This window comes from Nocardia sp. NPDC058633, from assembly GCF_042717045.1.
Taxonomy (GTDB): domain Bacteria; phylum Actinomycetota; class Actinomycetes; order Mycobacteriales; family Mycobacteriaceae; genus Nocardia.
The window spans coordinates 259,046-283,966 of record NZ_JBHXRA010000007.1 but is presented as its reverse complement, the minus strand read 5'-3'; the positions used below and the strand labels follow the sequence as shown (position 1 = coordinate 283,966).

General features: G+C 68.7%; 24 protein-coding genes. 12 read left to right on the top strand and 12 right to left on the bottom strand.

Going from position 1 to position 24,921, the window contains the following annotated elements; translation table 11 throughout:
* Positions 1 to 149: 149 nt before the first annotated feature.
* Positions 150 to 1,289 (top strand): YihY/virulence factor BrkB family protein, encoded by a 1,140-nt coding sequence (locus ACFWUR_RS11695; protein ID WP_378905817.1) that lies wholly within the window; start codon positions 150 to 152, stop codon positions 1,287 to 1,289.
* Here ACFWUR_RS11695 and ACFWUR_RS11690 read toward each other — a convergent pair.
* Positions 1,259 to 1,498, bottom strand: a complete 240-nt coding sequence (locus ACFWUR_RS11690; RefSeq protein WP_056815556.1) for a DUF3039 domain-containing protein — start codon at positions 1,496 to 1,498, stop codon at positions 1,259 to 1,261. The genes ACFWUR_RS11695 and ACFWUR_RS11690 overlap by 31 nt on opposite strands.
* Positions 1,499 to 1,642: 144 nt before the next feature.
* Here ACFWUR_RS11690 and ACFWUR_RS11685 point away from each other — a divergent pair, with 144 nt between their 5' ends.
* Complete coding sequence (locus ACFWUR_RS11685; RefSeq protein WP_378905815.1) at positions 1,643 to 1,999, top strand: DUF3099 domain-containing protein; 357 nt, start codon at positions 1,643 to 1,645, stop codon at positions 1,997 to 1,999.
* A 166-nt stretch (positions 2,000 to 2,165) separates the two neighbouring features.
* Here the strand turns inward: ACFWUR_RS11685 and ACFWUR_RS11680 are convergent, their stop codons facing one another.
* Entirely contained in the window at positions 2,166 to 2,324 is a 159-nt protein-coding gene (locus ACFWUR_RS11680) for a hypothetical protein (RefSeq protein WP_378905686.1), read from the bottom strand.
* 155 nt (positions 2,325 to 2,479) lie between these two features.
* On the opposite strand from ACFWUR_RS11680, the gene ACFWUR_RS11675 reads away from it, so the two are divergent.
* The 3 genes from ACFWUR_RS11675 (at position 2,480) to ACFWUR_RS11665 (ending at position 6,067) form a co-directional block, all read left to right on the top strand.
* Positions 2,480 to 3,217 carry a VOC family protein gene (locus tag ACFWUR_RS11675; protein ID WP_378905683.1) on the top strand — a complete coding sequence of 246 codons (738 nt, stop codon included), beginning with the start codon at positions 2,480 to 2,482 and terminating at the stop codon, positions 3,215 to 3,217.
* A gap of 211 nt (positions 3,218 to 3,428) precedes the next feature.
* On the top strand, positions 3,429 to 4,928 hold the full coding sequence (locus ACFWUR_RS11670; protein WP_378905680.1) for a methyltransferase: 1,500 nt from the start codon (positions 3,429 to 3,431) through the stop codon (positions 4,926 to 4,928).
* 170 nt (positions 4,929 to 5,098) lie between these two features.
* Positions 5,099 to 6,067 carry a sigma-70 family RNA polymerase sigma factor gene (locus ACFWUR_RS11665; RefSeq protein WP_056811283.1) on the top strand — a complete coding sequence of 323 codons (969 nt, stop codon included), beginning with the start codon at positions 5,099 to 5,101 and terminating at the stop codon, positions 6,065 to 6,067.
* A gap of 126 nt (positions 6,068 to 6,193) precedes the next feature.
* On the opposite strand, the gene ACFWUR_RS11660 is transcribed toward ACFWUR_RS11665, so the two are convergent.
* Together ACFWUR_RS11660 and ACFWUR_RS11655 are read right to left on the bottom strand one after the other, a co-directional pair.
* Positions 6,194 to 9,025 (bottom strand): GNAT family N-acetyltransferase, encoded by a 2,832-nt coding sequence (locus ACFWUR_RS11660; RefSeq protein ID WP_378905677.1) that lies wholly within the window; start codon positions 9,023 to 9,025, stop codon positions 6,194 to 6,196.
* A complete protein-coding gene (locus ACFWUR_RS11655; RefSeq protein ID WP_378905674.1) occupies positions 9,018 to 10,259 on the bottom strand; it encodes an acetoin utilization protein AcuC in 1,242 nt (413 codons plus the stop codon). The genes ACFWUR_RS11660 and ACFWUR_RS11655 overlap by 8 nt, the downstream gene beginning before the upstream one ends.
* Before the next feature lie 129 nt (positions 10,260 to 10,388).
* On the opposite strand from ACFWUR_RS11655, the gene ACFWUR_RS11650 reads away from it, so the two are divergent.
* On the top strand, positions 10,389 to 11,075 hold the full coding sequence (locus ACFWUR_RS11650) for a metal-dependent transcriptional regulator (RefSeq protein ID WP_378905813.1): 687 nt from the start codon (positions 10,389 to 10,391) through the stop codon (positions 11,073 to 11,075).
* 3 nt (positions 11,076 to 11,078) lie between these two features.
* Positions 11,079 to 12,059, top strand: a complete 981-nt coding sequence (gene galE / locus ACFWUR_RS11645; protein ID WP_378905671.1) for a UDP-glucose 4-epimerase GalE — start codon at positions 11,079 to 11,081, stop codon at positions 12,057 to 12,059.
* 22 nt (positions 12,060 to 12,081) lie between these two features.
* On the opposite strand, the gene ACFWUR_RS11640 is transcribed toward galE, so the two are convergent.
* Together ACFWUR_RS11640 and ACFWUR_RS11635 are read right to left on the bottom strand one after the other, a co-directional pair.
* A complete protein-coding gene (locus ACFWUR_RS11640; RefSeq protein WP_378905668.1) occupies positions 12,082 to 13,257 on the bottom strand; it encodes a DUF4192 domain-containing protein in 1,176 nt (391 codons plus the stop codon).
* Positions 13,258 to 13,403: 146 nt separating this feature from the next.
* Entirely contained in the window at positions 13,404 to 14,126 is a 723-nt protein-coding gene (locus tag ACFWUR_RS11635; protein ID WP_378905666.1) for a sensor domain-containing protein, read from the bottom strand.
* A 306-nt stretch (positions 14,127 to 14,432) separates the two neighbouring features.
* Between ACFWUR_RS11635 and ACFWUR_RS11630 the strand changes: the two genes are divergently transcribed.
* The 5 genes from ACFWUR_RS11630 (at position 14,433) to ACFWUR_RS11610 (ending at position 21,176) form a co-directional block, all read left to right on the top strand.
* Positions 14,433 to 15,377, top strand: coding sequence for a PAC2 family protein (locus tag ACFWUR_RS11630; RefSeq protein WP_378905663.1), 945 nt, complete (start codon positions 14,433 to 14,435; stop codon positions 15,375 to 15,377).
* A 144-nt stretch (positions 15,378 to 15,521) separates the two neighbouring features.
* Positions 15,522 to 18,020 carry a DEAD/DEAH box helicase gene (locus tag ACFWUR_RS11625; protein ID WP_378905660.1) on the top strand — a complete coding sequence of 833 codons (2,499 nt, stop codon included), beginning with the start codon at positions 15,522 to 15,524 and terminating at the stop codon, positions 18,018 to 18,020.
* Positions 18,021 to 18,122: 102 nt separating this feature from the next.
* Positions 18,123 to 19,259, top strand: a complete 1,137-nt coding sequence (locus ACFWUR_RS11620) for a type III PLP-dependent enzyme (RefSeq protein WP_378905657.1) — start codon at positions 18,123 to 18,125, stop codon at positions 19,257 to 19,259.
* A 17-nt stretch (positions 19,260 to 19,276) separates the two neighbouring features.
* Positions 19,277 to 20,479, top strand: a complete 1,203-nt coding sequence (speD, locus tag ACFWUR_RS11615) for an adenosylmethionine decarboxylase (RefSeq protein WP_378905654.1) — start codon at positions 19,277 to 19,279, stop codon at positions 20,477 to 20,479.
* A 139-nt stretch (positions 20,480 to 20,618) separates the two neighbouring features.
* The gene (locus ACFWUR_RS11610; RefSeq protein ID WP_378905651.1) at positions 20,619 to 21,176 is read left to right on the top strand and encodes a hypothetical protein; all 558 of its coding nucleotides are present in this window, start codon (positions 20,619 to 20,621) and stop codon (positions 21,174 to 21,176) included.
* Between the two features lie 38 nt (positions 21,177 to 21,214).
* On the opposite strand, the gene ACFWUR_RS11605 is transcribed toward ACFWUR_RS11610, so the two are convergent.
* From ACFWUR_RS11605 to ACFWUR_RS11580, 6 genes are all read right to left on the bottom strand, one after another.
* Positions 21,215 to 21,427 (bottom strand): 4-oxalocrotonate tautomerase family protein, encoded by a 213-nt coding sequence (locus tag ACFWUR_RS11605; protein WP_378905648.1) that lies wholly within the window; start codon positions 21,425 to 21,427, stop codon positions 21,215 to 21,217.
* 96 nt (positions 21,428 to 21,523) lie between these two features.
* Positions 21,524 to 22,264, bottom strand: a complete 741-nt coding sequence (locus tag ACFWUR_RS11600; protein WP_378905645.1) for an SDR family NAD(P)-dependent oxidoreductase — start codon at positions 22,262 to 22,264, stop codon at positions 21,524 to 21,526.
* Positions 22,265 to 22,341: 77 nt separating this feature from the next.
* Positions 22,342 to 22,932 (bottom strand): TetR family transcriptional regulator C-terminal domain-containing protein, encoded by a 591-nt coding sequence (locus ACFWUR_RS11595; protein ID WP_378905642.1) that lies wholly within the window; start codon positions 22,930 to 22,932, stop codon positions 22,342 to 22,344.
* Between the two features lie 39 nt (positions 22,933 to 22,971).
* A complete protein-coding gene (locus ACFWUR_RS11590) occupies positions 22,972 to 23,574 on the bottom strand; it encodes an energy-coupling factor transporter transmembrane component T family protein (protein WP_378905635.1) in 603 nt (200 codons plus the stop codon).
* On the bottom strand, positions 23,571 to 24,251 hold the full coding sequence (locus ACFWUR_RS11585; RefSeq protein WP_378905632.1) for an energy-coupling factor ABC transporter ATP-binding protein: 681 nt from the start codon (positions 24,249 to 24,251) through the stop codon (positions 23,571 to 23,573). The genes ACFWUR_RS11590 and ACFWUR_RS11585 overlap by 4 nt, the downstream gene beginning before the upstream one ends.
* A 12-nt stretch (positions 24,252 to 24,263) precedes the next feature.
* On the bottom strand, positions 24,264 to 24,857 hold the full coding sequence (locus ACFWUR_RS11580) for a biotin transporter BioY (protein ID WP_235569322.1): 594 nt from the start codon (positions 24,855 to 24,857) through the stop codon (positions 24,264 to 24,266).
* Positions 24,858 to 24,921: the final 64 nt, after the last annotated feature.

Sequence of the window (24,921 nt, the reverse complement as noted above, 5' to 3'; positions counted from 1 at the left end):
CCGATGCGGCGTGTCGCCAAACCGACGCGGGGTGGGCGACCGGCATCACAACCGCGCCCGTGGTCACCGCCCATTTACCTGTTACCCGCCGACACGATGCTCGGCCCGCACCACACAGACCCCCAACGTGCGGGATGCTTGACCACGAGATGACCAACGACCACGTCCCGAGCGCCGACGCGGCGCGCCCGTCACGGGCGCTCCCGTCCCGTGCCGCGCCCGCGCGCGCCACGGTCGGCACCCAGGCCGTTCCGCAACGTCGCAGCGATCACTCGCGATGGGTGCGATGGCTGGCGACGGCGTGGCGGCTGGTGGTCCGGGTGGCGCTCAAGTGCTGGGACAACTCGATCTTCGCCAAGTCCGCGGCCGCGGCGTTCTGGCAGACGCTGTCGCTGGCGCCGCTGCTGCTCGGCATACTCGGCAGTCTTGGCTACGTGGGCGGGTTGTTCGGCCCCGACACCGTCCTGATCGTGGAGAGCAAGATCATCGCGTTCAGTCGCGACTTCTTCAGCCCCTCGGTGGTCTCGGATCTGATCGAACCGACCGTCGACGACGTGCTCGGCAAAGGGCGCGGTGCGGTGGTGTCGGTGGGTTTCGTGCTCTCGCTGTGGGCCGGATCCTCGGCCATGGCCACCTTCGTCGACGCCATCGTGGAGGCGCACGGTCAGCAGGACGCTCGTCATCCGGTCTGGCAGCGGATCTTCGCGCTGCTGCTGTACGTGCAGTTCCTCGTAGCCGCGGTGCTGATCCTGCCGCTGATCGCGCTGGGCCCCACCCGGATCGGACGGGTGCTGCCGCAGGCGTGGCGTGAGCCGGGGCTGCGGCTGATCGACACCTTCTACTATCCGATCGTGGGGGTGCTGCTGATCGTCGGACTGACCACGCTCTACAAGCTGGCCCTGCACAAATCGCTGCCGTGGCATCGGCTCTTCGGCGGCGCACTGGTGGCCGGGGTGTTCTTCCTGGGGGCCAGCGACCTGCTGCGCCGGTACCTGTCGTGGATCACCCGAACCGGGGTCAGCTACGGCGCGCTGGCCACCCCGATCGCGTTCCTGCTGTTCACCTATTTCCTCGGCTTCGCGGTGATCCTCGGCGCGGAGTTCAACGCCGCCGTCCAGGAGTTCTGGCCGGCCAGGGCCACCCGGATGGAACAGGTCAAGGAGTGGATCACCAACCAGGTGCGTGGTGACGACGACGAGCACGACGAAACCGCCGGGGCCTACACCGAGGCACCGGCGTCACCTACCGAGCCGTCCGCTCAGTCGCCGTCCTTGCGCAAGCCCTCGTAGACCTTCTTGCAGTCCGGGCACACAGGCGAGCCGGGCTTGGCCGAACGCGTCACCGGGAAGACTTCGCCGCACAGGGCGACGACCATCGTGCCCATCACGGCACTCTCGGCGATCCGGTCCTTCTTCACGTAATGGAAGAATTTGGGGGTGTCGTCGCTGGTCGTCTCGTCGGTCGTGGTTTCCGGGCGTACCAGAGTGTCTGTACTCACGCCTTCCATGATGCCGCATCCGGTGCCCGGTCCGCTGACCAGCCGCGTGTGCGCTCGACGACGCCGAGTGGAAGACTCGGGGGTATGCAGTCCTACGGCGATGCCTCCAGCGCCGACGAACCGACGCCGGACCCGGAAGTGACCATGCCCACCGAGCCCAGGTCCTCGCGTGGGTTCTTCCGTCCCGCGCCCGTCGAACACGCCGTGCTGATCACCGAGGCCGCGCCCTCGCTCGACGACCAACACCGCGCCCGAGTGCGCCGCTACACGTTCATCATGGCCTTCCGGATCCCCTGCCTGATCCTGGCCGCGATCGCCTACAGCGCGTTCGAGAATCCGCTGCTGTCGATCTTGATCATCGCCGCCTCGGTGCCGTTGCCGTGGATCGCGGTGCTGGTCGCCAACGACCGGCCACCGCGCACCAAGGACGAGCCGAGCCGCTGGGACGGCCACTCGAGCCAGACCGCCCTCGAATCGGGGCAGCGAAAAGTCATCGAATGAGGCTCGGGCGGCTGTCGGTCGCCGGACCAGCATCGACCTGACTGCCACGATGCCGCACAGGCCGCCCGCGACGTACCAGGCGAGGTCGTAAGAGCCCACCTGCGGATGCCGAACCGGCCCATCAGCGCGGCGGCGAACGGCGAAATCAGGCCGTAGAGCAGCATATTCAGAAGTAGGCGATGGAGATCGACGCGGGCGACCAGCCCAATTCGGTGTGCAGCGCCTCGATGAGGACGCTCGGGATCCAGCGGAAGGCGGCCGCGCCGAGCAGCACGACAATCCACGCGCGGGATGGAGTCCAGCCAGGGGCACTGTTCTCGCGCACGCCGCGACAGCCCCCTCCTCGCGTTGTACAGACCGCACTGTCGACAGCGCGGCCCGTGCCGCATACCGTTCGGGCAGGACCACCCGCGCTGCCGATCGGATGCTCGCAACCGCCCGACCCGATCGTCGAGTGCCTCCTCTCGGAAGGGAGACAGCATGATTCGCTGGACCTGGGCGTTTCTCGACCGGCCCGTCGACACCTTCGCCGAGTGTGCGCGGTTCTGGGCGACGGTCACCGGTTCCACCCTGTCGCCACCGCGCGGCGAGCACGACGAGTTCCGCACACTGCTGCCCGCGAGCGGTCCCGCGTGGGTCAAGATGCAAGCGGTCGACGGCGACGGGGGCATCCACCTCGACCTCGATGTCGACGACATCGCGGCGGCGGTATCGACCGCGACCGGGCTCGGCGCCCGCGTCGTCGCCGAGCTGACCGACTACACCGTGTTGGAATCACCTGCGGGACAGACCTTCTGCCTCACCCCCGCCGATGAGAACGCCAGTACGGACCCGGCGCCGGTCACGGTCGTCACCGCGCCCGACGGGACGGTCACCCGGCTCGACCAGATCTGTCTCGATCTGTCCCCCAACGACATCGACGCCGACACCGCCTTCTGGCGCGCGCTCACCCGCTGGACATCCAAGCCGAGCTCCCGGCCGGAATACTCCCGCCTGCGTGGGCCCGACCAGCCGCTGCACTTGCTCCTCCAACGCCTCGACGACCCACGCCCCGCGGGCGCGCACGCCGATCTGGCGTCGTCGAACATCGCGGCCACCGCCACCTGGCACGAATCCCTCGGCGCCACCCGCATCACCGACGCCGACGAGTGGATCGTCTTGCGCGACCCCGGAAACGCCCTGTACTGCGTGACCTCCCGGGATCCGTACACCGGCTGAGGCGACCGCGCTGTCCCCACCACACTGTCATCGGCCCTGGGTGGTCACACACGATCGGTGACCCTCCCTCCAACGCACGACGCGCGACGGCCGACCCACATATGCCGCTTCGTGGCCCCCGACGCAGTCCGAGGCGCGACACGCACCGTCAGCTGGTCGTTCGACGCCCCCGGGGTCCTGGCAGAGTGGTCGGGTGCCTACGAACCCCACGATGACCGGTTCCCTGCTCACCGCGCTGTGCCCGGACCTGCGCACCGCGCTGCTGCGGGTCGGTTACGACGCCGACACGCTGGTGCAGGCTCTGGGGCCGGATGTGCATGCGGCGCTGAGCCGTTCGGAGCCGGTGCCGGTGCGCCGGGCCGCCAGGGCAGCGGGCGAGCTCGGCACGCTGGTTCGGTTGTTGCTGCTCGGCGACGCACTGCCCGAAGGTGCGGTGGCCGCGGCCCTGTCGCCGGTGCGCGTCGACGACGCCGTCGCGGCGGGTCTGCTCGCGCGCGACGGCGACGAGGTCAGGGCCGCGCTGGATCTGCGGCCGCTCGACGTCGGCGCGGGGACGCGGTGGATCCTGTCCGATCTCGACGACTCCATGCGGCGCCGCACGCTCACCGAGGATCACGTCCTCGGTGTCGGGCACGCGTCGCTGTCGTTGCTGCGGGCGACGCCGACCGAACCGGTCGGCACCCTGCTGGATCTGGGCACCGGCTGCGGCGTGCAGGCCGTGCACGCGGCCGGGTACGCGGGCCGGGTCACCGCCACCGACGTCAACGCGCGGGCCCTGTGGCTGGCGCAGGCCACCGCCGCGCTCAACGAACTCGACGTCGAACTGCTCGAGGGCTCCTGGTTCGACCCCGTGGCCGGGCGGCGCTTCGATCAGATTGTCGCCAATCCGCCGTTCGTGGTCGGTCCGGCACGCATCGAACACACCTATCGCGACTCCGGGCTCGCCCTGGACGGCGCCAGCGAACTGGTCATCGGGCGGGCACCGGAGCTACTGGCACCCGGCGGCACCGCGGCCATGCTCGCGGCCTGGGTGCACGTGGACGGACAGGACTGGCGGCAACGGGTGTCGAGCTGGTTGCCCGCCCACGGCGTCGACGCCTGGGTCGTGCAGCGCGATGTCGCCGATCCCGGCCTCTATGTGGGCACCTGGCTGCGCGACGCGGGCCTCGACCCGCGCGACCCGGCCGCCCAGGAACAGGCGGCGCGGTGGCTCGATGCCTTCGACGCCGCCGATGTCGAGGGCGTCGGCTTCGGATTCGTCTACCTGCGCGCGATCGACGGACCCACCGAACTGCTCGCCGAAGACCTCACCCACGGTTTCGACGACCCGCTCGGCACCGAGGTCGCCGACTATTTCGCCCGGTCCGCCTGGCTGCGCGCGGTGGCCACCGACGAGGACCTCGCGTGGCGATCACGCTTCGCGCCGAGCCCGGCGACCGCGCTGGAACGGGTGTACCTGCCCGGCGAAGTCGGCTGGACCGAGCAGGTGGCCCGCCTGCATCGCGGCGACGGACCACGCTGGCAGCACGAGATCGACGAGTCGACGGTCGCCCTGGTCGCGGGAATGCGGGCCGACGGACTGCCGTTGTACGAACTGATCGAACTACTCGCCCTCGCCGACGGAGCCGAGCACGTCACGCCGGAATTCGCCGCCCAGGCACTCGGTGTGGTCGCCGGACTCGTCCGCCACGGATTGGTGCGGCCCGTCTGAACCGCCCCTCGGTGGCAGCGAGTGTCCGACATCGGCGCTCTTCTCAGGAACTTCTCAGCCGTTGGGGTGGGAACCAGCAGCTCAGAGCGGTTTATCGACCGCGGGATCGGGAACTTTCTCTATGTCGGGTCCGTTGATCGGAGTGAGACACCACCGACAGGAGGCAAGTCATGACAAGCCCCGCCACCACTCGTTTGCGCCCCAGCGAGGCCGATATCGACGCCCAGAGCCCCGCGGCCGATCTGGTACGCGTGTACCTCAACGGAATCGGACGCACGGCACTGCTCACGGCGGCCGACGAGGTCGAGTTGGCCAAGCGCATCGAGGCGGGCCTGTATGCCCAGAACCTGCTATCGACCGGTAAGCGGTTGACGGCGGCTCGCAAGCGTGATCTGGCGATTCTGGTCCGCGAGGGCTCTGCCGCCCGCTCGCATCTGCTCGAGGCCAACCTGCGTCTGGTCGTATCCCTGGCCAAGCGCTACACCGGACGCGGCATGCCCCTGCTGGACCTGATCCAAGAGGGCAACCTCGGACTGATCCGCGCGATGGAGAAGTTCGACTACGCCAAGGGCTTCAAGTTCTCCACCTACGCCACCTGGTGGATCCGTCAGGCCATCACCCGCGGCATGGCAGATCAGAGCCGCACCATCCGGCTGCCCGTGCACCTGGTCGAACAGGTGAACAAGCTCGCCAGGATCAAGCGTGAACTGCATCAGCAGCTGGGCCGCGAGGCCACCGACGCCGAACTCGCCAACGAGTCGGGCATCCCGGTGGAGAAGATCGCCGACCTGCTCGACCACAGCCGCGATCCGGTGAGCCTGGACATGCCCGTCGGCAACGACGAGGAGGCTCCGCTCGGCGACTTCATCGAGGACTCCGAGGCCACCTCCGCGGAGAGCGCCGTGATCGCCGGGCTGCTGCACCACGACGTGCGCAGCGTCCTGGCCACGCTCGACGAGCGCGAGCAGCAGGTCATCCGCCTGCGCTTCGGGCTCGACGACGGCCAGCCGCGCACCCTGGACCAGATCGGCAAGCTGTTCGGCCTGTCCCGTGAGCGGGTTCGCCAGATCGAGCGCGAGGTCATGTCCAAGCTGCGCAAGGGTGACCGCGCCGACCGGTTGCGCGCCTACGCCAGCTGATCCCCACACTCGACGGCCCTCCGGGGTCGTCTTCCGAAACGCCGACCGGCGACCGCGAACCCCTCCCCTCCGGGTCGCGAGCCGGTCGGCGTTGTTCGTTGCACCGGGGTCGCCGCCGCCTCTCGCTCAGGCCAGCCGGCGTGGGCCGGTGTCGAAGCGGCTAGGTTCCGGGCCGATGCGGGCTCGCGCATAGATGATCTCGGCCGAGGCCGACGCGGCCAGCACCGGATCGCAGGAGAGCTCGCGCATCTGGGGAATGTCGTCGAACAGAGCCGAAATGCGTTGAGCCAGCTCCGCCAGGGCACCCTTGTCGACACCCGTTCGGCCAGGACCCTCGGAGAGCAAGGGCGCCGCGCGGGGTGCGTCGATCAGCGCGCTCGCTTCCTCCTGTGTGAGGGGGAGCGCGCGGTAGGCGCGGTCGCCGAGCAGGTCGATGATCATTCCCGAGAGGCCGAACTGGATCACCGACCCGAACGACGGGTCGTCGGTGACGCGCAGCACGCAGCCGACGCCCTTGGTGGCCATCTTCTGCAGGTGCAGCAGCGGATCACCGCAGATCGCCACCAAATCGGTGTAGGCCTGCCGCACCGCGTCGGGCCCCCACAGGTCCAGACGCACCCCGATCAGGTCGGGCCTGCGCCGCCACAGCTCCCCCGTGGCCTTGGCCGCGACCGGATAGCCGAGCTCCTCGGCCGCGGCGACCGCCTGATCGGCATCGCGCACCGCCCGGAACTCGACCACATCGATGCCGTAGCACCCGAGCAGCCGCGCCGCCTCCTCGTCGGTGAGCCACCGCCCGCCCGACTCCGCCAGCCACCCCTCCACCAGTGCCGCGGCGGCCGCCGTGTCGATCCCCGGCGGACGAACCACCGGCGAGATCGGCCGATCCCGCCACCGCGCGTACCGGTCGACCCTGGCCAGCGCGCGGGCGGCCCGCTCGGGATCGGGATAGGACGGGATGGAGCCCCGATCGGGCGCCCCCGCTGTGGTCCGCACCGCCAACTGCCGCGGTATCCCCGACTCCGCGACGAACGTCGTCAGCACCGGCTTGTCCGGCGCCGCCGACGCAGCCGCCCGCAAGGCATCCCCGAAGCCCTCCATCGGCACCGGAACCGGCGGGGCGACCACAACGATCACCGCGTCGACCGCGTCGCTGCGCAGCGCGGCCAGCACCGCCTCCCGGAAGTCCGCCGGAGTAGCCTCCGGACCCAAGTCCACCGGCCCGTCCACCGCTACGCCGTCGGCACGCGCTGCGCTGGACACCGCGTCGGCGGGCCTGCGTTCGGTGCGCCAGGCACTGCGCACACCCCATTTCGGTGGCCGCACACGCTGGGCCCCGTGCTCGGTCGGGCGAGCGCCGGGACCTCGGTCCACCACCGTCGCGGGGCGGTGCACGTGCAGGCCTTCGCTGCGGGCGGCGTCGATCGCCAGCCAGTTCAGGGCGGCGCTGTTGCCGACCACGGCGACGCGGGGTCCCCGGGGCAGGGGCTGGCAGGCCAGCAGAGCAGCGCAGTCGAAGAGTTCGGAGATGGAGTCGACCTGGATGATTCCTGCCTGGCCGAACAGGTCGCGCACCACGGTGCGGTCCATGTCGGTGCCCGCAGCGAGGCGTCCGCTGCTGACCGCGACGATCGGCTTGCCACGGGCGACCCTGCGGGCCAGGCGGGAGAACTTGCGCGGGTTACCGAAACTCTCCAGGTAGAGCAGGATCACTTCGGTGTCGGCGGCGGTGTCCCAGTACTGCAGCAGGTCGTTGCCCGAGACGTCGGCGCGATTTCCCGCTGACACAAAGGTGGACAGGCCGAGGTTGCGGGCCGCGGCCTCACCGAGGATCGCCGCGCCGAGCGGGCCGGATTGGCAGAAGAAGCCGATGCGGCCTCGTTGGGGCAGCACCGGCGCCAGGGTGGCGTTGAGGCCCACCGCTGGGTCGGTGTTGGCGATGCCGAGCGCGCTGGGGCCGACCACGCGCATCCCGTGTCCGCGGGCCGCGGCGACCAGGTCGTGTTCGGCGGCCAACCCGGTGTCGCCGGTCTCGCCGAAACCCGCGGTCAACACGACCAGGCCCTTGACTCCCTTGGCCATGCAGTCGTCGAGGACGGCCCCGATCGCCGCGGGAGGCACCGCCACGACCGCCAGATCGACCTCGTCGGGGATTTCGCGCACCGTGGCGTAGGCCCGGACCCCGCGCACCGACCGCCGGTGCAGATTCACCGGGAACACCGGCCCGCTGAAGCCGCCGGCGAGCAGATTCGCCAGTACCGCGCCGCCGACGCGGGTCCGTTCCGGTGACGCGCCGATCACCGCGACCGAGCCGGGCGCGAGCAGATTGCCGACGCTGCGCGCTTCCGAGGCCGCCTCGCGCGAATCCCGCACGGTGCGCAGCGCTTCGGTGGGGTCGATGGCGAATTCGAGATGCACTTCCGAACCGTCGCGACTGCGCTGCAGCTGATAGCCCGCCTCACGGAAGACCGTGATCATGGCCTCGTTCTCGGCCAGCACCTCGGCGACGAACGCCTCCACTTCGTTTTCGGCGGCGGCCCCGGCCAGGTGCTCGAGCAGCACCGATCCGAGCCCGCGTCCCTGGTGCTCGTCGGCGATCACGAAGGCCACCTCGGCCGCGCGCGGGCCCTGCCGGGCGAGCAGTTCGTAGCGGGCCACGCCGATGATGGCCGTGCCGAGTACCGCGACCAGGCCGACCCGATCGTGGTAGTCGACGTGGGTGGTGCGGTACATGTCCTTGGGCGAGATCTGCGGGTACGGACCGAAATAGCGCAGGTACCGGGTGCGATCGGACAGGCCGGTGTGAAAGGCGGCCAGCGCGTCGGCGTCGGCGGGCATGATCGGGCGTACCCGCACCACGCCGCCGTCGGCGGCGAGCACATCGCCGTACCAGTGTTGGGGTGGCGCAGGCGGATTCGCGGGCGTGTCGGAGGTATCGGGCAGCAGCGGCTCAGTCACGGGGGTCCTCCGGGTCGAGACCGAGCAGGCCGAAACTCGCCCGCCGGGTGGCCGTGATAGCGGTGTCGACCGCTCGTTGTGCGCGGATCTGGCCCGCGTCGCCGATCTCGGGTGTGCCGCCGGGGCCGTCCCAGGCGCGGTAGGCGATGTCGCCGCCGTCGCCCATGGTCGTCGGTGGTTGCACTCGCGGGGCGGCGAGTCGAATCTGCTCTATCCAGTCGGCGGGCACCGGCGTGTCGGGGGCGAGCGGCCGGTCCAGTGCCGCGGCCAGCAGGTGGGTCCAAGCGCGTGGCACCACGCGCACCACGCCGTATCCGCCGCCGCCGATGGCCAGCCACCGCCCTTCGGCGTATTCGTCGGCGAGGTCGCGCATCGCGAGGAACGCCGCACGCTGACCGTCGACGGTGAGTTCCAGATCGGCGAGCGGATCTTCGCGGTGGGTGTCGACACCGCACTGGCTGATGATGATCTGTGGCCGGAACGCGGCCACCGCGCCGGGCACCACCGCGTGAAACCCTCTCAGCCACTGGGCGTCCCGGGTGCCGGGCAGCAACGCAAGATTGATCGAGGTGCCTTCGGCCGCGCCGACCCCGGTCTCCTCCGGCCACCCGGTGTTGGGCCACAACGTCGCCGGATGCTGGTGCATCGACACGGTGAGCACCCGGGGATCGGCGTAGAACGCGCGTTGCACCCCGTCGCCGTGGTGAACGTCGACATCGAGGTAGGCGATGCGATCGAAGCCGTGGTCGAGCAGCCACGAGATGGCGATCGCGGCATCGTTGTAGACGCAGAAACCCGCCGCCGAATCCGGCATGGCGTGGTGCATTCCGCCGCCGATGCTCACCGCCCGCCGGGTACGGCCCGCCGCGATCTCGCGCGCCGCGGCCAGGGTGCCGCCGACGATCACCGACGCGGCCTCGTGCATGTGCGGGAACACCGGGTTGTCGGCGGTGCCGAGCCCGTGGAGGGCGTCCTCCGGGGTAGGCGGTCCTTGCCCCGCCCGGCACACCGCGTCGATATAGGAGCCGCTGTGGACCCGCATCAGGTCGGATCGGGTCGCCGCGTCGGGCGAGAGCGGCTCGACACCATCGAGAAGACCTAAGCTCTTGGCCAGCGACATGGTGTATTTCAGGCGGGCCGGCTTCATCGGATGCTCCGGACTCCAGGTGTAACCGAGGAATCGCTCGGTCCACACGACGGTCCCTGCGTGTTCGCTGCGCGGCGAAGTGACCATGCTCGCCACGCTAGCCGGAAGCAGCAGCCCCCGTGCGGCGTTGACATGCAGTAGAAATAGGGCCGCTGGTCCGACGGGCGGGCCCGCGTTCGCGCGTGGGTAGAATTCGTGCTGACGAAGGGGTATCAGGTGAAGGATCTGGTCGACACCACGGAGATGTATCTCCGTACCATCTACGACCTCGAGGAAGAGGGCGTGGTGCCGCTGCGTGCGCGCATCGCCGAACGCCTCGAGCAGAGTGGTCCGACGGTGAGCCAGACGGTCGCGCGAATGGAGCGCGACGGCCTGTTGCTCGTCGCCGGCGACCGCCATCTCGAGCTCACCGACAAAGGCAGATCCATGGCTGTGTCGGTGATGCGCAAGCACCGGCTCGCAGAGCGGTTGCTGGTCGACATCATCGGTTTGGACTGGGAGAACGTGCACGCCGAGGCGTGTCGCTGGGAACACGTGATGAGCGAGGAGGTGGAGCGTCGCCTGATCGAGGTGCTCAACCACCCGACCACCTCGCCCTACGGCAACCCCATTCCCGGTCTGGACGAGCTCGGCCTGGCCGACGCGGCCGCCGCCGAGGAGACGCTGATCCGGCTCTCCGATCTGCCCAACGGCGCCCTGCACGCGGTGGTCGTACGCAGGCTGGCCGAGCACATCCAGACCGACCCGGAGGTCATCGGGCGGTTGCGTGAGGCGGGCGTGGTGCCCGACGCACGCGTGACCGTCGAGACCAAACCGGGTGCGGTCCTGATCACGGTGCCCGGCCACAACGGTTTCGAACTGTCCGAAGAGATGGCGCATGCCGTCCAGGTGAGGCTGGTCTGATTCGTGAAACTTCTCGTCACCGGCGGCGCCGGCTATGTGGGCGGCGTCTGCGCCGCTGTACTGCTCGAATCCGGTCACGAGGTCGTCGTCGTCGACGACCTCTCGACCGGTAATGCCGACGGTGTCCCGGCCGGCGCGCGGTTCGTCGAGGGCGATATCGCCGTCGCGGCCCCCGAACTGCTGCGCGCCGAATCCTTCGACGGTGTGCTGCATTTCGCGGCACAGTCGTTGGTCGGCGAGTCGGTGGAGCAGCCGGAGAAGTACTGGCACGGCAATGTCGTGAAAACGCTGACATTGCTCGAGGCGATCCGCGAGACCGGTACCGCCCGGCTCGTGTTCTCCTCCACCGCCGCGGTGTACGGCGAGCCCGAGCAGGTCCCGATCACCGAGACCTCGCCCACTCGCCCCACCAATCCCTACGGTGCGAGCAAGCTGGCCATCGATCACGCCATCACCTCCTATGCGGCGGCGCACGGTCTGGCCGCGACCAGCCTGCGCTACTTCAATGTGGCGGGCGCCTACGCCGGACTCGGCGAGAACCGGTTGGTGGAAACGCATCTGATCCCCCTCGTGCTGCAGGTGGCGCTGGGTCACCGCAAGGCCATTTCGGTGTACGGCACCGACTGGCCGACGCCGGACGGTACGTGTGTGCGCGACTACATCCATATCCGCGATCTGGCGCAGGCACACCTGCTCGCGCTGTCGTCGTCGCAGCCCGGCACACACCGGATCTGCAACCTCGGCTCGGGTACGGGTTTCTCGGTGCGCGAAGTGATCTCGGCGTGCGAGCGGGTCACCGGTCTGGCGATCGAAACGATCGACGCGCCGCGGCGTGCGGGCGATCCGGCCGTCCTGATCGCCTCCAGTGATCGCGCGGTCGCCGAACTGGGATGGCGGCCCGAGCACAACGACCTCGACGAAATCGTCTCCGACGCCTGGACTTTCCTGCGTTCCCTGGGCGCGAACGCCCACAGCGCCCGCTGAATCGGCGAGGTCGACCGCCGAATCAATGGTCTGCGGGGGTGATCGGGCCGATGTCGACCCCGAGGTCGGCGGCGATCTGATGGCCACAGTGGGCGAGTTTGCGCAGCCGTTCGGGCCGCAACCCGGTTTGCAGCGAGGTCTCCAGCAGCACCGCCATCGAATGCTCGGCATCGGCCGCCACCGCGGCGGCGATCGCGACGCCGGCGAACGGTCCGTCACCGCGCAGGTAGGCGCTGAAACCGAGCAGGGCCGCGGCCTCGGCGCGGTCGCTGCCCGGCGTCGCCCGGGCCAGCTGCGCCCACAACCGCTCGGCGGCCTCGGCGTGGTCGCCCAGCGCCAGCCCGTACATGGCATCGCGGATCGGCCGGTCGCGCAGGGTCGCGGCCAGTCGCGCGAGTTCACGGTCGGCCCGCGGCGCGCCGGAGGCGGTGTCGGCGATCTGCCACAGCACCCATTCCAGCGCCCGCCGCTGGTAGGCCGCCGCGTTTCCGGCGCGTGTCGCCGCCATCAGCCCACCCCGGTACCGCGCGTGCGCCGCCCCGAGCTGAGCCCGCACCCGCGCGCTCAGCAGGTCGTCGGGAAGCATCAGTGCGGTCATCTCGTGCCGGGAGCCTCGAATCTGCTTACCCTGCAGCACATGTGACACCGCCACGATCGAGGACGACGGGTCGGCGACGACACCGGTCCCGAACGTGCCGAACACGCTGTGATACCGCTGACCCGCCGCGATCGCAGGCACCGACCAGGCGCCGCGAACCGCGAGCCCGTCCTCGGCCAGCACGTCGATCAACTCGGCCGCGCGCAAGACTTCCTCGCCCTCGAATTCGGCCCGGTCCTCGACGAACACGGCGAGAACCCCGGTGGCCTCCTCGCGCAGGCAGATCGATCCCAGACAGGCGATGAACTGGTCGAGCAGCCGCGTGTCGGTGGCCACGTCGAGATCGAAGCGCACCACCGCCTCGATCGCCTCGGCGGCCCCGCCCGCCACCTCGCGCAGAACGGCGACGACGAGGGATCGTTCGGGGACGAAGCCGAGCATCGCGGGCAGGGCGGCGATCAGTTCGCCGGGTTCGTCGACGCGCACCGGCGGACGTGGCAGCCCGCCGGGATAGCGAGGGGTGGATTCGGCACAGCCGAGTGCGCGAGGAAACGGTCCGGTGCGCACGGCCCGGCGGGTGGAGTTCGTCGATGGCGTCATGGCTCCACCGTGCCCGTCGCCTACCGCGGACCCGAGGCGCCGAACTGGGCTTTCATCCGCCCTGTGAGTAACGACGACGCTGTGGAGTAACCCCGGTCCCGGCAATGCGCCGCGGGCGAATGTGTCACTGCCTCGTGATAGGGGCTTCAGCCACCGCGCACGGCGGCGACGGTTGTCGCGAACATCTCGTCGACGGCAGCCGTATCCGGTTGCCCCGCACCGAAAGTCATCGATGTCACCGTGATGCGGACATCGCCGATCCGACCTATCGAGGTCTGCATCGTCTGGGTCAGTCCCGCACCACCGACATCGGGAACCACGGTGCGCCGCAACGCGATCGCTTCGTCGGCACCGGAAGGTACGGCCTGGTCGAGCACGGTGGTGACGGTCGAGCCCGCGCCCGCGCGCGAGACTTGCATCTGGACGCATCCGCGCAGCCGGTCGCGCAACTCGGCGACGAGTTCGGCGCTGCGCGACAACTCGACGGTCAGGGTCGCCCGGCTCGCGTCATCGGTTCCCACCGCCACCGCCGCCGGCTCGCCCCCTGGCTCCGGTTCAGCCGGAGTGCAGTGCACCGGGCGAACGGACGCGCCCGCCCCCACGCCGTCGAGATCACCCGCGGCCGCCGTCGCCGCCTGCACGGGCAGGACCACCGCCGGGTACCGCGCCGGGAACAGCGACGGTGTCGGCAGTAGCTCGGCCAACGAACCGTCGACCTGTCGCAGGGCCACCGCACTCTCGGCGACCGGCGTTCCGCTCACACTCTGTGCGCACCCCGTCAGCATGAACGACACCGCCGCCAACCCCAGCCACCAGCGGCGCGGGCCCGAATCACCCGCGCGGATCGGTGTCGCCCGCACCACGTTCACACCGCCCACTGTGCCCCACCGCGTCGATCGGCCCGCCAGCGCCACGCCGTGCGTGAATCCTCAGCACACCTTCGACCACGTCAGAAGCCCGGTCACCGCGCCGAGCGGGAATGCGGGCTGCGTCATCGACCACCGTCAGAAGCCCGGTCGGCGTGCTGGGCGGGAATGCGGGCTGCGTCCATACTGTTGCCTAACAGGACGAGCCGTCCCCGGCCGTGTGCCACGGCACAGCTCGCGTGGGGGACAATGGAGATCCGCTTCCCCACCCCGCGAGCGATGGTGGACCGCGCAGGAAGGAGAAACGCGATGGATGACCAGTCGCACATGTACGAACTGGAGTTCCCGGCGCCGCAGTTGTCCTCGGACGACGGGGCGGGCCCCGTGCTGGTGCACGGTCTGGAAGGTTTCACCGACGCCGGACACGCCGTGCGCCTGGCGACGACCCACCTGCGCGAGAGCCTGGAATCGGAACTGGTCGCGTCCTTCGACGTCGACGAATTGCTCGACTACCGGTCGCGCCGCCCGCTGATGACGTTCAAGACCGATCATTTCGCCGATTACGCCGAGCCGGAACTGAACCTGTGGGCGCTGCGCGACACCGCGGGCACTCCGTTCCTGTTGCTGTCCGGTTTGGAGCCGGACCTGCGCTGGGAGAAGTTCACCACCGCGGTGCGCCTGCTGGCCGAACAGCTGGGCGTGCGCCGCACGATCGGCCTTTCGGCGATCCCGATGGCGATCCCGCACACCCGCCCGCTCGGCGTCACCGCGCATTCCTCGGATCGTTCGCTGATCGGCGAGCACCAGCGCTGGCCGGGTGAGTTGCAAGTACCGGGCAGCGCGTCGTCGCTGCTCGAGTACCGAATGGCCCAGCACGGCCACGAATCGCTGGGGTTCTCGGTGCACGTGCCGCACTACCTGGCCCAAACCGACTACCCCGAGGCCGCGCAGACCCTGCTGGAGAATTTCGCCGAGAACGCGGGTCTGGATCTGCCGCTCTCGGCGCTGGGCGAGGCGGCCGCGCGCGTGCGCGAGCAGGTCGCCGAGCACATCGCGGGCAACGAAGAGGTGGAGACGGTCGTCACGGCGCTGGAGCGCCAGTACGACAGCTTCGTCACCGCCCAGGAAAGTCAGTCGAGCCTGTTGGCCGCCGACGGTGAACTGCCCAGCGGTGAGGAGCTCGGCGCGGAGTTCGAGCGCTTCCTGGCCGAGCAGGGCGGCTACGACGACACCGCCGACGGCAACAAGGACTGACCACCGGGCGCGTACCTGCGCCTTCGCTCCGGCGGTGCGCGGGCTCCACGAGAGCTGCGCCCGCTGGGCATACCTCAGCCGTCGCTCCCGCCGTGCGCAGGTCTGTGGCAGGCTTCGGGCGCTGGGCCCACTAGGGTGGTCGGAGTGGATCTGACCGACCTGCTGGAAATTCCCGGGACCGACGCCGACGCGCTCTACGAGTCGTTCGCGGCGTGGGCCGCCGAACAGGGCACACCCCTGTATCCAGCGCAGGACGAGGCGCTGATGGAGTTGGCGTCGGGGTCCAATGTCATCTTGGCGACGCCGACCGGCTCCGGTAAGTCGCTGGTGGCGGTCGGCGCGCACCTGTTCGCGATGGCCAATGGACAGCGCAGCTACTACACCGCACCGATCAAGGCACTGGTCAGCGAGAAGTTCTTCGCGCTGTGCGAGGTGTTCGGCGCGGACAACGTCGGCATGGTGACCGGCGACGCGGCGGTCAACGCCGACGCCCCGATCATCTGCGCCACCGCCGAGATCCTGGCGAACCTGGCGTTACGCGAGGGCGCGGCGGCCGAGGTCGGCCAGATCGTGATGGACGAGTTCCATTTCTACGCCGACCCCGATCGCGGCTGGGCGTGGCAGGTACCGATCATCGAACTCCCCCGCGCCCAATTCCTGCTGATGTCGGCGACCCTGGGCGAGGTCGACTTCTTCGCCGGTGACCTCGAGGCCCGCACCGGCCGCTCGACCACGGTGGTCGCGGGCACCGAACGCCCTGTCCCCCTGACGTTCTCGTATGTGCGCACCCCCATCACCGAGACCCTCGAAGAACTGGTGACCACCCATCAGGCGCCGGTCTATGTCGTGCACTTCACCCAGGCTGCCGCACTCGAACGCGCCCAGGCACTGACCAGTGTGAACTTCGCCTCCCGCGCGGAGAAAGACGCGATCGCCACCGCCATCGGCGATTTCCGGTTCGCCTCGGGCTTCGGCAAGACCCTGTCGCGCCTGATCCGCCACGGCATCGGCGTGCACCACGCGGGCATGCTGCCCAAATATCGCCGCCTGGTGGAGAAGCTCGCCCAGGACGGCTTACTGAAAGTGGTGTGTGGCACCGACACCCTCGGCGTCGGCATCAATGTGCCGATCCGCACGGTTCTGCTCACCGGCCTCACCAAGTACGACGGTGTACGCACCCGCAGGCTCAAGGCCCGTGAGTTCCATCAGATCGCCGGGCGGGCCGGCCGCGCGGGCTACGACACCATGGGCACCGTGGTGGTGCAGGCGCCCGAACACGAAGTGGAGAACACCCGCTTGCTCGCCAAAGCGGGCGACGATCCGAAGAAGCAACGAAAAGTGGTGCGCCGCAAGCCTCCCGAGGGTTTTGTGTCGTGGAGCGAAGAGACCTTCGACCGCCTCATCGCCGCCCCACCCGAGCCGATGGTGTCACGCTTCGCCGTGACGAACTCGATGCTGCTCAATGTGATCGCCCGCCCGGGCAATTGCTTCTCCGCGATGCGCCACCTGCTCGAGGACAATCACGAACCGCGCCCGGCACAGCGCAAACACATCCTGCGCGCCATCCGCCTCTACCGTTCGCTGCGCGATGCCGGTGTGGTGCAACAGCTTTCCGAGCCCGACGCGAAGGGCAGGATGGCGCGGCTCACCGTGGACCTGCAACGCGATTTCGCGCTCGACCAGCCGCTGTCGCCCTTCGCGCTGGCCGCATTCGAACTCCTCGATCGCGAAAGCCCCACCTACACACTCGATGTCGTGTCCCTGATCGAGGCGACCCTCGAGGACCCGCGCCAGCTCCTGATGGCCCAGCAGCACAAGGCCCGTGGCGCGGCGGTCGCCGAGATGAAGGGCGACGGGATCGAATACGAGGAGCGCATGGAGCTGCTCGAAGAGGTCACCTGGCCCAAGCCCCTGTCCGAGCTGATCGACCCGGCGTTCGAGACCTACCGGGCCGGACACCCCTGGGTGTCGGAATTCGCACCGTCACCGAAGTCGGTGGTGCGCGACATGATCGAACGCGCGATGACCTTCGCCGAACTGATCTCGCACTACGAACTGACCCGCTCCGAGGGTGTGGTGCTGCGCTATCTCGCCGACGCCTATCGCGCCCTGCGCCGGACGGTGCCCGACGCGGCCCGCTCCGAGGAACTCGACGACCTCACCGAATGGCTCGGCGAACTGATCCGCCAGGTCGATTCGAGCCTGCTCGACGAATGGGAACAGCTCACCAACCCCGGCGCCGAGAACGACGCCCAGCAGATCGCGTTCGGTGCCGAAACGGTGCGCCCGATCACGGCCAACGAACGCGCCTTCCGCATCATGGTGCGCAACGCCATGTTCCGCCGGGTGGAGCTGGCGTCGCGACGCCGCTGGTACGAACTCGACGAACTCGGCACCGGCCCCGACTGGGCCGAGGACTTCGCCCCCTATTTCGACGAGTACGCCACGATCGGCACCGGCCCGGACGCGCGCGGCCCGCAACTGTTCCGGGTGGAGCAGCGGCCCGGCTTCTGGCATGTGCGCCAGGTGATCGACGACCCGGCCGGCGACCATGGCTGGGCACTCACCGCGATCGTGGATCTCGAGGAGTCCGACGCCGCGGGCGAGGTCGTGTTCGACGAGGTCACAGTCATAGCGGGATGAGTAATACCGACCGCCTATGACGAATATGACGAATGTTTGACGGATTCGTTGTTGGGTAGGCGCCGCTGATAGTCTCTCCCGGCTGCCGACCGAAAGTTCACCGTGCCCGATTCTCCGTACCTTGTCATCGACCCCGAGCGGGTACGTGCCAACTACCGAACCCTCGACGCCGCCGTCCGCGCGGGCACCCGGATCAGGTACGCGGTCAAGGCGGCACCGGTGGCGCGGGTGATCCGCCTGCTCGACGACGAGGGCGCCGAATTCGATGTCGCCAGCATCGGTGAGATCGACCAGTGCCTCGAACTCGGTGTCGCGCCCGAACGGCTCTGCTACGGCAACCCGATCAAGAAGAGCGCCCACATCGCGCGCGCCTTCGCCCTCGGCGTGCGGCGCTACGCCTTCGACACCGAGGACGACCTCGATCGCATCGCCGAGTACGCGCCGGGCTCGGAGGTCGAATGCCGATTCCTGTCCTCGGCCCCCGAGTCGCGGACCCCGTTCGGCACCAAGTTCGGCTGCTCGCCCGCCGAAGCTCTGCGGTTGCTGGTGCGCGCCCGCGATCTCGGCCTGACGGTCGGCGGACCCTATTTCCATGTCGGCTCTCAGCAGCTCGACCCCGCCGCGTGGCGCATCGGCATCGAGCAGGCCGGCGAGATCGTCAACGCCTTGGCGGACAAGGACATTCATGTGGCCGCGGTCAATGTGGGCGGCGGCCTGCCGATCTCCTACGCCGAGGCCGCTCCCGAACTCGACGCGATCGCGGCCGCCATCACCGGCGCCGCCGCCGAGTTCCTGCCCGCGGCCACCGGCCTGATCGTGGAACCCGGCCGTGCGCTGGTGGGAAACGCGGGCACCGTACACGCCGAGGTCGTCGGCGTGCGTTTCGCGCCGGACGGCCGGCGCTGGGTGTATCTCGACATCGGCCGCTACAACGGTATGGCTGAGACCGAGAACGAGTACATCGCTTACCGTTTCGTCACCGATCGCGACGGCGATCCGGTGTCGGTGGCGGTGGTCGCGGGTCCGACCTGCGACGGCGACGATGTACTGTATCAACGCACGAAGGTCCTTCTGCCGACCACGTTGCGAGCCGGTGACCGGATTCAGATCCTGCACACCGGCGCCTATACCGCGAGTTATTCGTCGGTGTCCTTCAACGGTTTTCCGCCCTTGACCGTTCATGTCTCGGGCGTTGAACCTACCCTCCCCGCCGGCTCCGCCGGCTGCCATCCCCTTTAGCGAGAGTGAGTTTGCCCATGACGGCGGAATTCACCGGCTGGCACGTGCTGGCCGAGTTCGGTGGCGTCGACACAGACCTGTGTGACGATCTCGAACGACTCGAATCGGCGTTGCGTGAATCTCTGCTCGCGGCGGGCGTCACCATCTGCGAAGTCGTACACAAAAAGTTCGATCCGCAGGGGGTGACCGTCCTCGCGCTGTTGGCGGAGTCTCACGCCTCGATTCACACTTATCCGGAGTCCGGCGACATCTTCGTCGACGTCTTCACCTGCGGCAGCATCGGTGCGGGCGCGACCAAAGCAGTCGAACTGCTCCGAGACAAGTTGTCCCCCACCACAGTTCGGATGCAGACGGTCCAGCGTGGCCACGGCGCCGAGAAGATCTACGAACCGGTGGGCGACGGCCTGACCCGGATCTGGGATCTGCACGAGGTGATCGTGGACACCAACACCCCGTTCCAGCACATGGTGATCGCGCGGACCGATCAGGGCATCTCCCTGTTCTCCGACGACGACCGCCAGTCCACCGAGTTCTCCCAGGTCACCTATCACGAGGCCATGATGGTTCCGGCGTTCGTGCTCGCGGAGAAGCTCGATCGGGTGCTGATCATCGGTTCCGGCGAGGGCGTGGCCTCACAGATGTCGGTGGCGGCCGGGGCGACCCTGGTCGACCATGTCGACATCGATCAGCGCGAAGTGGAGCTGTGCGCCGAGCACCTGCCCTACGGCTACACCACCGCCGAGCTCACCGCCGCGGTGAAGCACGAGGGCCCTGTCCACGTGCACTACGCCGACGGTTGGGATTTCCTGGCGAAGGCGCAGGAAGCGGGCACCCGCTACGACGTGATCGTCATCGATCTGCCCGACGAGCGTGTCGAAGACGCCCAGCACAACCGCCTCTACGAGACGGAGTTCCTGTCCCGATGTAAGGCACTGCTCGCCCCCGGCGGCGTGCTGTCGGCCCAGGCGGGTTGTGCGACCATGTGGCGCAACGAAACGCTGAAGCGCTCGTGGGGGCGTTTCCGCGAGCAGTTCGCCACCGTGGTCCCCTACGGCAGCGACGAACACGAGTGGACCTTCCTGTTCGGCCTGAACGAGAAGATCGACGACCCGGTCCGTGGCATGCGCGACCGCCTCGCCCTGCTCCCCTACCGCGCCGAGACCATCGACGCGCGGGCACTGGAGCGCGGTGCGATCGAGCCGTACGCATTGCGCGGCTAGCGGAGATCGAAACCGACAGCGGGCCGGGACGCATCACGCGTCCCGGCCCGCTGTCCTCGCCTCCGGCGAAAACGGCACCGGCGCGCGCCGCCACTTGGCACCATGCGAGGACCGAGTTTCGACAGAATCGAGTCCGCCCATGAAGCCGACACCGTTGTCCGCGAACGGTCTGATGCCGGTCCGCTACCCGTCCGATCACCGACCCCGCCTCGACGCGCTGTCCGCGGCGGGACTCACCGAATTCCGCGGGCTGTTCGCCACGGCACCCGATGTGACGGTGGCCGACTTCGCGCGGCTCGACGGTGACGTGACGATGCGCTCGTTCCCCGGATCGGGCGAGCGACTGTTGGGGCCGGTCATGGCTCGACCGTCGTACTTCTGGGTGGCCAAGTCGTTTCGTCACGTGGACGAGGTGGCCTTCGGACACAATGTCTTCCGTCTACTCGGCGGCATGCGTGCGTTGAATTTCGTCGCCACGGTGGGCGATTCGGTGATCGACGGGCGAGCGGCGGTGCTTTTCGACTATGACGATCCCCGCGTCGGCTCCCGTAGACCGGCCCGGCGGATCTACGACGAACTGCGCGAGATCGAACCGGATCTGTGGCTGGGTCCGAGCTACTTCGCGACGCGGAGCAGACGAATCCCCATGGGCTGGTTCGCACTCGATGCCTCGGTGCCGTTCGACGGACCCTCCTGAGACGGTGAGCCGGGCCGAATCCCGGCTCACCGATCGACTCAGCCCTGGGCGGCGCGCTTCGCCCGGTACTCGGCGACGTTGAGCCCGCCCACACCCCAATCCGTCAGCGGCACTTCATCGATCACCACGAAGGTGAGGTTGGGATCCTTGCCGAGCACATCGAAGAGCAGATCGGTGACGCCCTTGATGAGCTGCGCCTTCTGCTCGGTGGTAACCCCTTCATCGGTGACCTTGATGTTCACGTACGGCATGAGCGTGTCCTTTCGATGGGTGCAGCTCTCTCAGGATGACCGGAGTTCGGGTCGCTGCGCACCCGAATCCGTTGCGTAGGAGATGTTTTCGCTGGTTCAGGCTGCTCGACCGGAAATGAGGCCGCCGTCGACGGGCAGGATGTGGCCGGTGACGAACTCGGCGTCGGCGAGATACAGCACGGCCGAGGTGGTTTCGGCGACGTCGCCGAGACGGTCGAGCAGGGCGAACCCGCCGAAGACGGTCTCGTCACCGCCCGCCAACAGCGGCGTGCGCACGAAGCCAGGGGCGACGGCGTTGACGCGAATACGATCGGCCGCCAGTTCGGCCGCCAAACTCGTGGTCAACGCGTGGATCGCACCCTTGCTGGCCAAGGGCGCGGAGGCGGGGATCTCGGCGATCGCGTGCGTGACGAGTACCGTGCCGATATTGACGATGCTGCCGCCCACACCCTGCTCACGGAGCCGTCGGACCACCGCCTGTGTGGTGAAGTAGGTGCCTTTCAGGTTGCCGTCGAGGTATCCGGTCAGCTCGTCGGCGGTGACCTCGGTGAACGGCTTCGCCGCGAACGTGCCCGCGTTGTTGACCAGCACATCCACCCCACCGAATCGCTCGACCGCGGCCGCGACCAGCGCCGAACCCGTTGCGGGCGAGCCGATATCGCCGACGACGACCGCCGTGCGCTCGGGCGCGCCCAACTCCTGGGCCACCGCCGCGAGCTTCGCACCATCGCGCCCGTTGAGCACGACATTGTCACCGCGCTGGACGAAGGCACGGGCGATGTCGCGTCCGATTCCGCTGGAGGATCCGGTCACAATGACCGTCTTGATGGTGGACATGATGTCTTCCCTTTCATAGATACGACCGGTCGTCTTGGAATAGACAAGCGGCAACCAGTCAGTCCGCCCGGCCCTGATCAGGGCCGGAAGTAGTCGTCCAGCAGACGTTTCAGGCACTTGTGCAGCGGCTCGACGGTGCGCTGCAGCTTCATCCGGATCACGGCGCCCTCCCACGATTCGAGGAGCAGGTCGGCGAGGTCGACCGCGTCGATATCGCCGCGCACCGTGCCGTCGGACTGTGCGGCGCGCAACGCGGTCGCGACACTGTCACGCCAGGCGATCCAGGCACTCGTCAGTTCTTCCCGCAGCACGTCACTACCCTCGAGCTCGGCCGCGAGGTTCGCGAGCAGGCAACCGCCGGTGAAGTCGGTGCGCACGAACTCGGCGGTCTGCCGCGCGAAGAAGACGCGCACGCCATCGAGGGGATCAGCGGTAGAGCCGAAGGCGTCGGCGAGATTGCGCTGGATGCACAGTGAATGATGTTCGATCACCGCTCGGGCGAACGCCTCTTTGCTGTCGAAGTAGTTGTAGAACGAGCCTTTCGGCACCCCGACCTTGTCGAGCACCTGCTTGATGCCGGTGCCGTGATAGCCGTTGGACAGCAGGTCGGCCGCGCCCTCCTCGATGAGAAGCGCTCTGGTGTCGTCGCTGCGCCGTGGTCGTGCCATGCGAAGAACTATACGACCGGTCGTCTAGGAATGGCAACCTCAGTCGTCATCGACACCGCGCGCGGCCAGGGCTTCCCCCATCGCGTCGGCGGTCCGCAATGCCCGCACCAGCACGGGCGTGACCAGTGCGGTCGCCGACCACGACACCCCTCGCGCCCGCCGGGCCTCGCCGACATCGTGGACGATCTGCGCCAGCAACGGAACACACCGAATGGCCAGCGCCAGAAGTAGACTCACGCGCTCCGGGTTCACTCCCACGCGACGCAGCGGGCCGAGCGCGCGAGTCAGCGCATCGAGCATGGCGGTCACCCGCGTGGTCACCGTGACCAGGGCCGCGAGGGCCACCGACACGAGCAATACGCCACACACCACCACGGCTCGCTGCGGTGAGGTGGTGAGCAACTGGAACACGCCGATGATCACGGTCATCCACAGCACCGGGCGCACCTGGGCGAAGGCCACCCGCCAGGAGACGCGGGCCAGCGCGAACAGGCCGGCCACCACCGCCACGGCGACCAGCACACCGAGCGGGCCGCGGACGAACACCGTCATCGCCAGGATCGACACCAGCAACAGCGCCAGCTTCGCCCCGGCGGGCATCCGGTGTAGCAGCGAGTCGCCGGGGCAATACAGGCCGATCATTCGATCAGTTGCCGATACGCGTCGATCGCCGCCACCGGGGGGCCGTCGAAAACGACGCGACCGTTGTCCAGCACCACGACTCGGTCGAATCCGTCGAGCAACCCGAGCTGGTGGGTGACCACGATCACCTGCTGATCGAGGGAGTTCAGCGCCTGCGACACCCGCCGCGCGTTGCGCAGATCGAGCAGCGTGGTCGGTTCGTCGGCGACGATCACCTCGGGCTCGCGGATCAGCGCGGACCCGATGGCCAGCAGCTGTTTCTGCCCGCCGGAGAGCAGGTGTGCCGGGTGGTCGGTGTGCGCGGCGAGCCCGAAGCGGTCGAGCATGCGCTGCACGCGGGCCGCGATCTCGGCCTTGCTCAGGCCGCTGCGGCGCAGCGAGAACGCGAGGTCTTCGGCGACCGTCGGCATCACGATCTGGGTGTCGGGATCGGTGAAGACGAAGCCGACCTTGCGCCGCACCTGCGCGCCCTTGCGGGCGACGTCGAGCCCGTCGACGGTCACCGTGCCGGTAGTCGGCTTCAGCAGTCCGTTGAGCATGCGAGCCAGCGTCGATTTGCCCGACCCGTTGGCACCGATGAAGCCGACCCGGCGTTCGGTGATCCGCAGGTCGATATCGCGCAGCACGGTCCGATCACCGAAACGGTGACCCACCGCGTCGACGATGATCTCGCTCACGACGCCCGACGATCAGGCACGGATCAGCCCGGGATAGGCGCGATGCACGCCCTTCGCGACGACCGTGGCGATCACGACCTTGGCCAGGTCACCGGGCACGAACGCGAAGTTGGTCGACACCGCCGCCCACGGGCTGAGATCGGTGCGCACCAGCAGTCCGGCGGTGCCGAACAGATAGATGATCACGATGCCGCCGAGGGCGTTGATCAGCAGGCCGAGCACGATCGGATACTTCGGCAGGATCATCGCGGTGAGCAGCCCGATGACCAGCGTCGCCGGAATCCAGCCGATCAGATAGCCGGCCGTCGGCGAAGCCAGCGCGGTGAGGCCGGTGCGGCCACCGGAGAGCAGTGGCAGCCCGATCATGGTCAGCGCGATGAACACCGCCACCGCGGCCGTGCCCTTGCGCGCGCCCAGGATCGCACCGGTGAGGATCACCCCGAGCGTCTGCAGCGTGATCGGCACCCCACTGAACCCGACGGTGATCGCACCGGGCAGGCCGAGGGCGGCGATCAGGGCCGCGAACACCGCGATCTGCGCCATGTCCCGTGCGGTGAATCCAGTTGCCCGCTTCGGGGATTTCTCGACTTCGGGCACGGCAGACATCCTTCGCGACAGAATTGAACGACGTTCAAAATAGCAGGCGACCAGGTCGGTGTCGCCACCGCAG

Bases quoted from the DNA above. Each gene is read 5' to 3' on its own strand.
- speD (WP_378905654.1), top strand. From the start codon at position 19,277: ATGACGGCGGAATTCACCGGCTGGCACGTGCTGGCCGAGTTCGGTGGC.
- ACFWUR_RS11605 (WP_378905648.1), bottom strand. From the start codon at position 21,427: ATGCCGTACGTGAACATCAAGGTCACCGATGAAGGGGTTACCACCGAG.
- ACFWUR_RS11590 (WP_378905635.1), bottom strand. From the start codon at position 23,574: ATGATCGGCCTGTATTGCCCCGGCGACTCGCTGCTACACCGGATGCCC.
- ACFWUR_RS11640 (WP_378905668.1), bottom strand. From the start codon at position 13,257: ATGACGCCATCGACGAACTCCACCCGCCGGGCCGTGCGCACCGGACCG.
- ACFWUR_RS11655 (WP_378905674.1), bottom strand. From the start codon at position 10,259: ATGGTCACTTCGCCGCGCAGCGAACACGCAGGGACCGTCGTGTGGACC.
- ACFWUR_RS11670 (WP_378905680.1), top strand. From the start codon at position 3,429: ATGACCGGTTCCCTGCTCACCGCGCTGTGCCCGGACCTGCGCACCGCG.
- ACFWUR_RS11695 (WP_378905817.1), top strand. From the start codon at position 150: ATGACCAACGACCACGTCCCGAGCGCCGACGCGGCGCGCCCGTCACGG.
- ACFWUR_RS11610 (WP_378905651.1), top strand. From the start codon at position 20,619: ATGAAGCCGACACCGTTGTCCGCGAACGGTCTGATGCCGGTCCGCTAC.
- ACFWUR_RS11595 (WP_378905642.1), bottom strand. From the start codon at position 22,932: ATGGCACGACCACGGCGCAGCGACGACACCAGAGCGCTTCTCATCGAG.
- ACFWUR_RS11580 (WP_235569322.1), bottom strand. From the start codon at position 24,857: ATGTCTGCCGTGCCCGAAGTCGAGAAATCCCCGAAGCGGGCAACTGGA.
- ACFWUR_RS11630 (WP_378905663.1), top strand. From the start codon at position 14,433: ATGGATGACCAGTCGCACATGTACGAACTGGAGTTCCCGGCGCCGCAG.
- ACFWUR_RS11675 (WP_378905683.1), top strand. From the start codon at position 2,480: ATGATTCGCTGGACCTGGGCGTTTCTCGACCGGCCCGTCGACACCTTC.
- ACFWUR_RS11600 (WP_378905645.1), bottom strand. From the start codon at position 22,264: ATGTCCACCATCAAGACGGTCATTGTGACCGGATCCTCCAGCGGAATC.
- ACFWUR_RS11685 (WP_378905815.1), top strand. From the start codon at position 1,643: ATGCCCACCGAGCCCAGGTCCTCGCGTGGGTTCTTCCGTCCCGCGCCC.
- ACFWUR_RS11665 (WP_056811283.1), top strand. From the start codon at position 5,099: ATGACAAGCCCCGCCACCACTCGTTTGCGCCCCAGCGAGGCCGATATC.